Origin of the sequence: Frankia sp. AiPa1 (assembly GCF_023243075.1) — a bacterium.
In the GTDB taxonomy this organism is placed as follows: Bacteria; Actinomycetota; Actinomycetes; order Frankiales; family Frankiaceae; genus Frankia.
The window spans coordinates 208,086-220,093 of sequence record NZ_JALKFZ020000002.1 but is presented as its reverse complement, the minus strand read 5'-3'; the positions used below and the strand labels follow the sequence as shown (position 1 = coordinate 220,093).

Here is a 12,008-nt window from a genome sequence, read left to right as displayed (position 1 = left end):
GTCAGATGAACGGGCAGGGCAACGAGAACCCGTCCGGCGAGCGTGCGCGGGGCGTGGACGTCCCGCCCGCGCCCGCGTGGGGCCTGCCCCCTTCCCCGCTTTCTCCCGCCGACGAGACGCTGCGTGCCGAGCCCGCGGACCGGGTTGCGTCGCCGCTGGCCCAGCGTCCCGTTCCCCCGGCCTCGGCGTTTCGGCCGGACGGCCCGGGCAGGCCGGCGGGGGATGCCCCGGGGCCGCCCGCTGCGCCGGCCGTTCCCCGACCCTCGGCTGCGGCGGGCCTCGCCTCACCGGCGGGTGCGCCTGCGGCGTTCCGTGGATCCCCGCCGGTCGGCTTCCCCGCTCCCGGTCATCCCGCGACGCCGGGCGGTCCCGGCCCGCGGGACCGCCCGGCGTCGGTGGGGGTTCCCGCGGGGCCGGGAGTGCCGCGTGGGCCTGGGTTCCCAGGGCCCGCCTCCTCGCACCTGTCGGCCTGGTCCTCGGGCTACGGTGGGCCCTCCGGCCACGGTGGTCCGCCTGGCTACGGGGGCTCGTCCGGCCAGGGCGGCTCGCCTGGTTATGGGGTGCCGGCCGCGTTCGGTGGAGCCCCGGGCTATGGGCGACCCGTCCATGCCGCAGGTCCGGCTGGTCCGGGCGGGCCGCCGCCCGCAGGCGCGTGGGGCGCTCCGATCGGGCCGGGTGGGGCGCCGCCGCGGCGCCGTCCCACGCGGTGGATCGTCCCGCTGGCGATCGTCCTCGCGCTTGCTCTGGGCGCGGGCGCCGTTGGCGTTCTCGTCGCCAGCGGGTCTGACAACGGCCCGTCGAACGCGGTCCGCTCCTACCTCGCCGATGTGCGGGCCGCCCGCTACGACGCCGCCTACGGCCGCCTGTGCGGCTCGGTCCGCGGGACCCGCTCCCAAAGCGAGTACGGCATCATCATGCGGGCGTTCGACGGCATCCGCGGTTCGGTCGTGTCCTACGCCGTGCGCGGTGTGCGGACCGTTCATCCCACGTCGGGTGCGACGGTGCGCGAGGTCCAGGTCGACGTCCAGCGCAGTGGTGGGAGCGCCAGCCGCGAGTCGTACGACGTGCACAAGGAGTCCGGAGGCTATTGCCTGCTGACGCTCGGGGCGCCGTTCTCCGGCGGGGCGGGCGGGTCGCCGCCCGGTTCCGGCGGCGGACTGGGCGGCGGGGGCTCGGGCGCTGGTTCCGGCGGCCTGGGCGACAGCGACACGCCGGTGCACGCGGCCTGACCCCACGGCCTGACCCCACGGCCTGAGCCGCGCGGGCCTGACGGGCGCCGTCAGGAGAAGCCCGATGGCCGTGGCCGTGGGACCGGACGAACGCACGCACGCCATCGTGCCGAAGGCCGGTGCAGGACCCGGGACTGGATCCGCAACTGGCCTTCGACACGAAAGGAACCGCATCAGGGCGCTTCGGGCGGTGCGGGGTCAGCCGGCAGCAGGCGCGCCCACGCCGGTCGACCGAGCGACGTCGACCGGTGGCCGAGCCGTCGTCGCGGGCGGCGTCGCGCAACGCGCCGATGGCAGCCGCAGAGGTGCCATCGGCGGCCGGACTCGGGACCTGGGTCGCGGGCGGGGCGCTGTCGGTGGCCGGGGCCGCCTGGGCGCTCCGGCGGGGGAGGGCCACCGCGGCGAGCAGGGCCATCGCGACGGCGACCGCGCCGAGCAGGACCGCGGGCCGGGTGCCGTCGATGAAACGGGCCGGCGTCTCGTACCCGCCGCGGGCGGCGAACACCGAGGACAGGATGGCGATACCGAGCACGCCGCCGAGCTCACGCAGGGCGTTGTTCGTACCGGACGCGAGCCCCTGGTACCGCTCGGGCACCACGCCGAGCGCGACCGTCGCGATCGGCACGAAGAACAGCGCCATGCCCGCGCCGGAGACCACGAACGGTCCGACGAGCGCGACGTAGGACAGCTGGACGGTCAGGATCAAGCCCATCCAGGCCAGGCCGATCGCGTTCAGCGCGAGACCGGCGAGCAGCAGCGGACGGCCGCCGATGCGGTCGGAGACGGGCCCGGCCAGCGGGGCGATGAGCAGCGGCATCGCCGTCCACGGCAGAGTGCGGATGCCGGCCTCCAGGGGGGAGTAGCCGTAGACGTTCTGCAGGGACTGCGCGAGCAGGAAGATCGAGCCGAACATCCCCATCGAGAACAGCAACGCGGTGGCGTTGACCGAGGCGAACCCGCGAATACGGAACAGGCCTATCGGCAGCATCGGGGCACCGCCGCGACGTTCGATCCGCAGCTCCCAGGCGACGAACACCGCCACACCGAGCGCACCGGCGATCAGCGCGGCCAGCACCGACGTACTCGTCCAGCCGTGGCTTTCCCCGCGGACGAGCCCGAAGACGACGCCGAACAGGCCCGCGCTCACCAGCGTCACGCCGGTGAGGTCGAGGCGGGACGAGCCGACCCGCGACTCGGCCAGGGCACGCATCCCGATCGGCAGCGCCACCAGTCCGACCGGCACGTTCACCCAGAAGATCCACTGCCAGCTGGCACCCTCGGTGACGGCGCCGCCGATGAGCGGTCCGACGGCGACGGCGAGCCCGGTCATCGCGCCCCAGATGCCGAGGGCGGCGCCGCGGCGCTCGGGCGGGACGGCCGCGGCGAGCAGGGTGAGGGTCAGCGGCAGCACGAACGCGGCGCCGATGCCCTGCACCGCACGCGCGGCGATGAGCGCGCCGATGGATGGAGCGAGCGCTGCGGCGGCGCTGCCGATGGTGAACACGGTCAGGCCGCCGAGGAACACCCGGCGCCGTCCCAGTCGGTCACCGAGTGCCGCGCCGGTGAGCAGCAGGACCGCGAACGGCAGGGTGTAGGCGTTGACCGTCCATTCCAGGCCTTCCAGGCCGGCACCGAGATCCGCGCGGATCTGGGGCAGCGCCGTGGTGACTACCAGGTTGTCCAGGGACACCATGAAAGCGGCCAGGGAGGTCACGACCAGGGTCCAGGCGGTGCTGGGGCGTCGGCTCACGACCGTCCTCCTCTCTGTCTTCGGAATGCGCGTCGTCTTCGGAATGCTCATCGGGATGTTGGCTTGTGACTGCTCACTAGCTTCGAAGGTAGTGAGTGACCACTGCCTTCGGTGGGCAGGGATGGAGGCGGTGGTTGATCGGTGCGCGTCAGTCGGTGGTCGGCCTGCCGGCGGGCGGCTCGATGACGGGAGCGGCGGCGGTGAAGGCCGGGGTGCAGATGAGCTGTGCCCAGTGGTCGTCGATGGCGGCCAGATCCATCGCGACGCTGACGTTGAGCAGCATGCCGTGGGCGAAGAACTGTCGCAGTTCCTCTTCGGGCAGTCCGGTGACCCGCTCGACCGTCGTCCACAGGCGGTGGAACCCGTCGCGGGTCGCGAGCCGCACGTCCGGGTCGTAGCAGCCGGCGTAGGCGTGCAGCTGGGTGAGCAGGTAGGTGCGGTCGGTCAGGAGCTCCGAGTAGGACTCCTTCATGGCGTTCAGCGCGGCCTCGCCGGTCAGCGCGCCCGCGGCCCGCTCGAAGTGGGCGGCGGTGCGCTGGAAGGCGCTCTCGACGACGGCGATGAACAGGGCCTTCTTCGTCGGGAACAGGCGGAACAGATAGGGCTGGGAGATACCGGCCCGCGCGGCGATCGCCTCGGTGGACGTGCCGGTCAGCCCGCCGTGCGCGAACTCCTCGACCGCGGCGGTCAGCACGCTCGACCGCCGCTGCTCGGCACTCATCCGCGTCCCGCCGCCATCCGTCCTCGTGGCCATTCCCACAAGGTAGTGGTGACTCACTACCTTCGTCAAGGAGTCTCTGGGCGGGTCGCGCCGCCGCGTTCGGCGGTGCCGGTAAGATCGTCGAGCGACCCGTGCTCGGGAAGGATCTCGCCATGCCGAAGGTCGGACTGGATACCGCGCCCACCGCGACGACCTACGAGCTGGACGATCTCGTGACGCAGGCCTGGTCCGGGGGGATCCGGGTTCCGCACTTCCAGCGCGACTTCCGCTGGGGGCGTGGTGACGTATTGAGACTGTTCGACAGTATCGTGCGGGGCTACCCGATCGGCAGCCTGCTGCTCTGGGTGCGTCGTTCGGACGCGGCCCTGGTCACGCTTGGTGAGATTGAGATCACGGCACCGGCCGGCGAAAGCGTTCTATGGGTGGTTGATGGTCAGCAGAGAGTGACGAGCATCGCCAATGCCCTGCATCCGCAGGGAAACTCGCACACTCCCTTCGCCATCTACTACGATCTCCGGGACCGCGAGTTCATCAACCGACCTCGAATTCCACAGCCGCACGAGGTTGCTCTGCCGATCCTCTACGATCTGGCATCTCTTCTTGATTATTTCGGGGCCGCCGGACCCGGGGTCCGTGAGTATCTTCCCGAGGCGCAGCGAGTTGCCAAGGCGATACGCCAGTACCGAATCCCGGCATATTTGGTCAAACAGGATGATCGCGCCGTACTGACGGATATTTTTGATCGGATGAATAATTTCGGCAAACGGCTCAGTCGCGCCGAGGTGTTTTCGGCACTCTTTGCGGGGCCGGAAGAAGGTGCGGCGGAGAGGCTGACGCTGTCGCGAATTTCCGAACGCATCGAGGCGCGAACCAGGTTTGGCCAGATCGATCAGGACACTGTGTTGCATTCTATTCTGGCCCGCCGCGGCCCGAATCCAATGCGAGACATTCGTGGCGAGTTTTCTGTGGAGAATCGGCGGGCAGCACCCGAGTTTCCTGACGAGTCGCAGGAGGCCGCCTACTCGGAGGGAGAACGGGCGCTTGTCCGGGCGGTCTCTTTCCTGCAGGAGGATGCTGGGGTCCCCCATCTTTCGTTGCTGACCTACAAAGCTATTCTCGTCGCGCTGGCTCGGTTTTTTGCTCATTTCCCCGAGCCGGACCGTCAGAACCGTCGGCTGCTGCGTCGATTTTACTGGCGTGCGGCGGTCGGCGGTCCTACGGTGTTCAAGGGAAGCTTCACCCAGATGAGCAGGATTCTGTGCGGTCTCGTCCGTCCCCATGACGAGCACGGGTCCGTTCAGGAACTTCTTCGCTCGATGGACCAGTCCGTTCGAGATGTACCCAGCGCGCGGCGTTTTCGCACAAATGAGGCTGTTGGCAAGATGATTCTGTGCTCGTGGTGGTCGCTGGGTCCTCGGTCAATTGACACAGGCGAACGGCTCGGCATCGAGGATCTGTCGGCGGCGTTGGTCAACGAGTCGACGGCGGGCGCTGTCGTGCATCGGATCTACCGGGGTCAGGTGCCTGTCGAGAAGCGTCTCTGGGCGGCGAACCGGTTGTTTGTTCCCCGCGCGGAGGAATCTGGCGAATCCGTTCTGGAGGAGGCCACGCAGACCTCGCTCTTTGCGGACGCCCGGGACCCCGAACTGCTCCGTTTCTACTCTCTGAGTCTGGACCTGATTCTATTGTTCAATGAGGGTAGGCGGCACGAGTTTCTTGACATGCGTCAGAAGATTATCGAGGATGATCTCAGGAGTTTTCTGGCTCGAATGACCGAGTGGGAGTTCGAGGATACTGCGCCAATCGACTCTTTTGATCTTGATGATGCTGGCGAGCTGGCGGATCTGGACGAATGATACCGTCCGAACATCGCTACGCTGTCCTGCTGCACGGTAGTCGCGTTGGGATGCTGCGGCAACGAGGTGACCATACTGTCTTCTCTTTTGTCGAGAGTTATCTTGCGGACGATCTACGTCCCGTGCTTGGTCTTCGATTCGAGGAGAATCTTGCCGGCTCCTACTCGTCCGCGCTACGTCTGCCTCGCTGGTTCTCCAATCTCCTGCCGGAAGGACCACTCCGGGACTGGATCGCCGCGGACCGGGGGGTGGCAGTCGAACGCGAGATGGAGCTTCTCGCGTAAGTCGGCCACGATCTTCCGGGTGCGGTAACAGTGCTACCTGACCCTGGCGGCGGTGCCGTCGACGAGTGGTCCGTGAAATCGGGTCCTTTCTCGACTCGCCGCGACGTTGACTCTGGCGTGTCGCCGTGGAGGTTTTCGCTGGCCGGGGTGGCGTTGAAGTTCTCGATGCTGGCCAAGGGCGATCGACTCACCGTGCCGGCCGCCGCTGAGAACGGTGACTGGTTGGTGAAGTTTCCCGACCAGCGGTTCGCCCAGGTGCCTCGGAACGAGTTTGTCATGATGTCCATGGCCCGCGAGGTCGGGATCGAGGTTCCTGACGTCCGCCTCGTGCATCGCGACGAGCTTGTCGGGTTGCCGGATCGCATGTGGCCGAACTCCGAGGAGTGGGCGTACGCCGTCCGTAGGTTCGACCGTGGAAACGACCCGGCCCGGACACCCGTACACATTGAGGACTTCGCGCAGGTGCGCGATAAGTATCCAGACGCCAAGTATGAGGGGACATTCGAGACGGTGGCTGCGCTCTCCTACCGCGGTCACAACCTGGCGGCCTTGCGAGAGATGGTACGTCGGCTGGCTTTCAATGTGATCATCGGCAACGGTGATGCGCATCTGAAGAACTGGTCGCTCATCTACCGTGACCGTAGGCATCCGACCCTGTCGCCTGCCTACGACCTCGTGTCCACTGTCACCTATGGACGTCAGGGCGGGCATATGGACGATCTCGGTCTGAAGCTTGGCGGGAACAAGCGGTTTGAGAAGGTCCGGCTGTCGTCCTTTGGGCAGCTTGAGGACAGGCTGAGCCGGCGGTTCGGGCCGACCGGCGCCGGCCTGCAGGCGATCGCTGTCGACATCCGTGCGCGAGTCCCGGCGGCCTGGGAGCAGCACCGGAGCTCGCTCGCTGACAGCCCGGGCCTCGCAACCGACATTGACGACTGGATTCATTCCATCGCGCCACGGCTGGATGTTTCTGGCTGAAGGATTTCGTTCTGCGGTCTCGATCTGCCACTCAGAGGGCCGAGGTCTCGGCGTGGATGTGGCGGGGGTCGAGGCCCGCGGCGCGCAACGAGCGGATGGTGGCAGCCACCATGCCGGGTGGTCCGCAGACGTAGGCGTCGTGGTCGACGAGATCGGGGACGAGCGTCACCAGACGTTGCCGACTGAGGGGGTCGTCCCGGTAGATCCGGCTGTCCCGTGGATGCCGGTCGTTCAGGTGGGCCGCGTCGTCGCGGCGGTTCCGGCCGGGGTGGCTGACGATCGGTGCGGGGCCGGACAGGTAGTGCACGACGATGCCGCGCTCCTCAGCGAGTTCATCCAGTTCGGCGCGAAAGACGGCCTGGTCGGGACGTTCGGTCCGGTAGAGCAGGGTGATCTCCGCGGGTTTGCCGTCCAGGTCCTCCACCAGCGCCCGCAGGGGCGCGATGCCGATGCCGCCGCCGATGAGCAGCACCCGCTGGCGCCGACGGGCTTGCCCGGTCAGGGCGCCGTAGGGGCCGGAGACCAGTAACCAGCGGCCCGGAGTAAGACCTGTCATCGCGTCGCTGTAGTCGCCGACGGCCTTGACGGTGAACCGCAGCCGGTCGGGCCGCGGCGCGGCGGACAGCGAGAACGGGTGCGAATGCCACCACATTGGCCAGTCCAGGGTTCGCAGCCGGAAATACTGCCCGGGACGCGCGCCCACGGCGTCCAGGTCATGCCCGGTCACCACGATCGACACGACTCCCGGGCCCTCCGGCTCGATGGCGGCCACGGTGAACTGGTGGCGCAGTGTCAGCCGCGCCGGGCCGAGAACCCGATACCAGAGCACGGCGCCGAGCGCCGTCAGATGCAGCAGCGTCCACAGGAATCGGGCGGCGGTGGACATCAGGTCGGGGCCGTACAGCTGGTGGGCGAAGCTGACCGCGATGGCGGGGTAGACGAGCAGGTGCTGCAGGTGCCACCAGCCGTACGACATCGATCGGCGCACCGCCGGCACCGAGCTGATCGCGGCCACCAGAACCAGCAGCAGTCCGAGCACCGCCAGCCACAGGTACGGCAGATCCACGGTCACGCCGATCATCGCCGTGGTGAACGGCGTCCGGACCGTCGCCGCCTTGGCCGCGACCGCCAGCGCCGCGTGCGCCCCGGTCAGGGCCAGGAACGCCAGGCCGCACCCGATGTGGATCCGCCGCGCGTCGCGCATCGGCACCGTGTGCTCGAACCACGGCACCCGGGCCGCGAGCCACACCTGCGCGGCCCCCAGATAGCCCGCGATCAGCCCACACAGCCGGGCGGCGGGGTCACGCCAGTCGGCGGGGCCGGGTGGGGGATGCTGCCAGACCCGGATCCCCCACCACAGAGTGAGAGCCAATGCGCCGGTGGTGAGTGCGCCGAGGACGACCGCCGACGGACGAGTCGCCCGGACGGTCGGCATTTCCCCAACCTAACCCGCGACTCGCGGCGGGGCGGATCCGGGCTGGCCGGCGTCGTCGCCCGGTCAAGGTGACGTTCAGCCTCGCGGGGTCAGACCGGGCCAGCCCAGCTCAGACTGGGAGCGTGGCGACTCCCGGTGGGGTGAAGCGCTCGGCGGTCACGGCCTCGCTGATGCCGGTGCGGTCCAGATAGGGGGTGATACCACCGAGATGGAACGGCCAGCCGGCGCCGAGGACCATGCACAGATCGATGTCGGGCGCCTCGGCGACGACCTTTTCCGCGAGCATCAGATGGATCTCCTCGGCGAGCGCCCGCAGGGCCGCCTCGCGCACCTCGTCCGCACTCGGCGGTGCCGCCGCACCCGCGGTGCCGTTGGCGTCGGCGGCGCCAGCGGACGAGGCCACGGCGGCCCGCAGCACCGTGGCGGCCTCGGGATCGACGATCTGGCTGCCGTCGGGGGCGGTGGTGTAGACGGAGCCCTTGCCCGCCTCGACCATCCGGGCGAGGCTCGTCGGCGGGCGGAACCGGTCGGGGAAGGCTGCGTGCAGCGTCTCGGCGACATGCAGCGCGACCGGCGGCCCGACCAGGGTGAGCAGGGTCAACGGGGACATCGGCAGGCCCAGCGGGTCGAGGGCGTGGTCGACCTCCTCGAGCGGGGTGCCAAGCTCCGCGGCGGCCAGCACCTCGCCGAGGAACCGGGTCAGCAGCCGGTTCACCACGAACGCGGGCTGGTCCGCGACGAGCACGGCGTTCTTCTTCAGGTTCTTCGCCACGGCCAGGGTGGTGGCGACCGTCGCGTCGTCGGTGCGTGCCGCACGGACCACCTCGACGAGGGGCAGCACCGCCACCGGATTGAAGAAGTGCAGGCCGGCGACTCGCTCCGGGTGGGTGAGTCCCGCGGCCATCTCGGTGACCGACAGGGCCGAGGTGTTGGTGAGCAGCACCGCCTCGGGAGAGACGACCGCCTCGATCTCGGTGAACACCGCCTGCTTGACGGCCAGGTCCTCGAAGACCGCCTCGATGACGAGGTCCGCGTCGGCGAAGGCATCCTTGGTCAATGAGCCGGTGACGTTCGCCTTGTAACGGTTCGCCTGGTCGGGGGAGATGCGGCGGCGCAGCAGCAGGCTGTCGATCTCCCTGTGGACAGCGGCGACGCCCGCGTCGAGGCGGGACTGGTCGAGGTCCGTGAGCACGACCGGAACCTCGAGGCGGTGCGCGAAGACGAGGGCGAGCTGGCTGGCCATGAGACCGGCCCCGACCACGCCGACCTTCGTCACCGACCGGGCGAGCGACGGATCGGGCCCGCCCACCGGGCGGCGCGCCCGCTTCTGCACCAGGTCGAACGCGTAGAGGCTGGCGACCAGCTCGTCGGAGACGGACAGGTCGGCGAGTGCCTGGATCTCCGCCTCGAAGCCGACTGCCCGCTCGGCGGTCTCGGCGAGGGCGAGCAGGTCCAGCGCACGGTAGGCGGCGGGGGCCGCGCCATTGAGCCGGCCATCGGCGAGCTCCCGGCCGGCGGCGACGGCATCCGACCAGGCGGTACCGCGCTCGATCGGTGCCCGCGAGGACGCCGGGTCGGTCTCGCCGCGCAGCACCCGGCCGACCCAGGCCAGCCCCTCCTCCAGGAAGTCGGCTGGATCCAGCAGCACGTCCCCGATGCCGAGCTCGAACGCCTTCGGCCCGGTCAGCATGCGGTTCTGGCTCAGCGCGTTGTCGAGGATGACCCGGATCGCCCGCGCCGGACCGATCAGGTTCGGCAGCAGCTGGGTACCGCCCCAGGCGGGGACGAGGCCGAGAAACACCTCCGGGAAGGCAAGCATCGGGATGCCGGAGGACAGCGCGCGGTAGTCGCAGTGCAGCGCGAGCTCCAGCCCGCCGCCCAGCACCGCGCCGTTGACCAGCGCGAACGTCGGCACCCGCCGGTCACCGAGGCGTCCTGAGCCCAGCCGGGCGAACGCGTCGTGGCCGAGCCGGCCCAGCGCCTCGAGCGCGGGCCGGACCTGGGCGGCGTCGGGGATCGACGAGCGGAACTCCAGGTCCGCGCCCACGGCGAAGATGAACGGCTTGCCGGTCACCGCGATCGCGGCCACCGGGGGCTCGTGCGCCTCGATCTCGTCGACCGCGGCGAGGATCTGGCGCAGCCCCGCCGGGCCGAACGTGTTCGGCCGGGTGTGGTCGTGGCCATTGTCGAGGGTGACGAGGGCGACCGGGCCGGCCACCCCGGGCAGGGTCACATAGCGGACATGGGCCGCGGTGACGACCTCGTCCGGGTACTCGAGGCTCACCCCGCCGTTAGTGACCCCGCCGTTAGTGACATTGCGGTCGCTCATGTCGCCTCTCCTGAAGGCTCGCGGTTGCTGCGGCTCCCGCGCCTCGCGGGAGTTCGGCCCGGGACCTGTTCCCGAGCCCCGGCGGGCTCAGCCCGTGGCGCTCCCGGCGCCCCCGGCCACGGCCGGGTGGTGGGGGTTCTCCCAGATCGTGGTCGCGCCCATCCCGAGGCCCACACACATCGCGGTCAGGCCGTAGCGCACCTCGGGATGCTCGGCGAACTGCCGAGCCAGCTGGGTCATCAGCCGCACACCGCTGGAGGCCAGCGGATGGCCGAGCGCGATCGCCCCGCCGTACGGATTGACCCTCGGATCGTCGTCGGCGAGGCCGAAATGGTCGAGGAAGGCGAGCACCTGCACGGCGAACGCCTCGTTCAGCTCGAACAGCCCGATGTCGTCGATCGTGAGGCCGGTACGGGCCAGCGCCCGCTCGGTGGACGGGATCGGGCCGATGCCCATTACCTCGGGGCCGACGCCGGTGAAGCCGTAGCCGACCAGGTGCATCTTCGCCGGCAGGCCGAGTTCGACGGCGACCTCCGCGGCGGCGAGCACGCATCCGGTCGCGCCGTCGTTGATGCCCGCGGCGTTGCCGGCGGTGACCCGCCCGTGCGGACGGAACGGCGTACGCAGCCCGGCGAGGCCCTCCAGCGTGGTCGAGGGCCGCGGCGGCTCGTCGGCCGTGACGAGATCCCACCCGGTCTCGGCGTGGCGCGCGGCCATGGGCACCAGGTCCGGCTGGATCTTCCCGTTGGCGTAGGCCTTGGCGACCTTCTCCTGGGAGGCGAGCGCGTACGCGTCGGCACGGGCCCGGGTGATCGCCGGGAACCGATCGTGCAGGTTCTCCGCCGTCGAGCCCATGACCAGCGCGGACGGGTCGACCAGACGCTCGGAGACGAACCGGGGATTGATGTCGGCGCCTTCGCCCATGGGGTGGCGGCCCATGTGCTCCACGCCGCCGGCGATCGCCACGTCGTAAGCGCCCACGGCGATCGAGGATGCCGTCGTGGTCACCGCGGTGACGGCGCCGGCACACATCCGGTCGATCGCGTAACCCGGCACCGACTCGGGGAGTCCGGCGAGGATCGCGGCGGTCCGGCCGATGGTCAGGCCCTGGTCGCCGATCTGGGTGGTGGCGGCGATCGCCACCTCGTCGACCCGTTCGGCCGGGAGTGACGGGTTGCGCCGCAGCAGCTCCCGGATCACCCGGACGATCAGATCGTCCGCTCTGGTCTCGGCGTAGACGCCCTTGGCCTTGCCGAACGGCGTGCGAACACCGTCGACGAAGACCACGTCACGCACCTGGCCGCGGGCTGAACCGAACACTCTGGCCTCCCCGCCGACGGCGCCCGACCGCCGGCTGCTCGCCGAGGACGCCGACCAGGCGACGGGCCGGCACCGGCGTGGACGCCGCGCCGGCACGGGTCATTCTACG

At 70.0% G+C, this 12,008-nt stretch carries 7 protein-coding genes and 1 pseudogene; 3 read left to right on the top strand and 5 right to left on the bottom strand.

What is annotated here, in order from left to right; translation table 11 throughout:
• Positions 1–1,575 precede the first annotated feature (1,575 nt).
• Both MXD95_RS02165 and MXD95_RS02160 read right to left on the bottom strand, forming a co-directional pair.
• Positions 1,576–3,030, bottom strand: a pseudogene (locus tag MXD95_RS02165) (DHA2 family efflux MFS transporter permease subunit); the annotation flags it as partial.
• Between the two features lie 97 nt (positions 3,031–3,127).
• The gene (locus MXD95_RS02160) at positions 3,128–3,733 is read right to left on the bottom strand and encodes a TetR/AcrR family transcriptional regulator (RefSeq protein ID WP_250638778.1); all 606 of its coding nucleotides are present in this window, start codon (positions 3,731–3,733) and stop codon (positions 3,128–3,130) included.
• Positions 3,734–3,852: 119 nt separating this feature from the next.
• On the opposite strand from MXD95_RS02160, the gene MXD95_RS02155 reads away from it, so the two are divergent.
• Genes MXD95_RS02155 through MXD95_RS02145 form a run of 3 tightly spaced genes read left to right on the top strand, consistent with a single transcriptional unit; the run spans position 3,853 to position 6,815 of the window.
• On the top strand, positions 3,853–5,556 hold the full coding sequence (locus MXD95_RS02155; protein ID WP_250638777.1) for a DUF262 domain-containing protein: 1,704 nt from the start codon (positions 3,853–3,855) through the stop codon (positions 5,554–5,556).
• Positions 5,553–5,840 carry a HipA N-terminal domain-containing protein gene (locus MXD95_RS02150; protein WP_285223485.1) on the top strand — a complete coding sequence of 96 codons (288 nt, stop codon included), beginning with the start codon at positions 5,553–5,555 and terminating at the stop codon, positions 5,838–5,840. Before MXD95_RS02155 ends, MXD95_RS02150 begins: the two co-directional genes overlap by 4 nt.
• Before the next feature lie 30 nt (positions 5,841–5,870).
• Positions 5,871–6,815 (top strand): type II toxin-antitoxin system HipA family toxin, encoded by a 945-nt coding sequence (locus MXD95_RS02145; RefSeq protein ID WP_308301428.1) that lies wholly within the window; start codon positions 5,871–5,873, stop codon positions 6,813–6,815.
• A gap of 31 nt (positions 6,816–6,846) precedes the next feature.
• Here MXD95_RS02145 and MXD95_RS02140 read toward each other — a convergent pair whose 3' ends face one another.
• From MXD95_RS02140 to MXD95_RS02130, 3 genes are all read right to left on the bottom strand, one after another.
• Positions 6,847–8,250 (bottom strand): ferredoxin reductase family protein, encoded by a 1,404-nt coding sequence (locus MXD95_RS02140; RefSeq protein ID WP_250638775.1) that lies wholly within the window; start codon positions 8,248–8,250, stop codon positions 6,847–6,849.
• A 109-nt stretch (positions 8,251–8,359) separates the two neighbouring features.
• A complete protein-coding gene (locus MXD95_RS02135) occupies positions 8,360–10,579 on the bottom strand; it encodes a 3-hydroxyacyl-CoA dehydrogenase NAD-binding domain-containing protein (protein WP_250638774.1) in 2,220 nt (739 codons plus the stop codon).
• An 87-nt stretch (positions 10,580–10,666) separates the two neighbouring features.
• Complete coding sequence (locus MXD95_RS02130; protein WP_250638773.1) at positions 10,667–11,899, bottom strand: thiolase family protein; 1,233 nt, start codon at positions 11,897–11,899, stop codon at positions 10,667–10,669.
• Positions 11,900–12,008 lie beyond the last annotated feature (109 nt).

What these genes read in the sequence shown, in the direction of transcription:
- MXD95_RS02155 (WP_250638777.1), top strand. Translation starts at nt 3,853, where the DNA reads ATGCCGAAGGTCGGACTGGATACCGCGCCCACCGCGACGACCTACGAG.
- MXD95_RS02135 (WP_250638774.1), bottom strand. Translation starts at nt 10,579, where the DNA reads ATGAGCGACCGCAATGTCACTAACGGCGGGGTCACTAACGGCGGGGTG.
- MXD95_RS02150 (WP_285223485.1), top strand. Translation starts at nt 5,553, where the DNA reads ATGATACCGTCCGAACATCGCTACGCTGTCCTGCTGCACGGTAGTCGC.
- MXD95_RS02160 (WP_250638778.1), bottom strand. Translation starts at nt 3,733, where the DNA reads ATGGCCACGAGGACGGATGGCGGCGGGACGCGGATGAGTGCCGAGCAG.
- MXD95_RS02140 (WP_250638775.1), bottom strand. Translation starts at nt 8,250, where the DNA reads ATGCCGACCGTCCGGGCGACTCGTCCGTCGGCGGTCGTCCTCGGCGCA.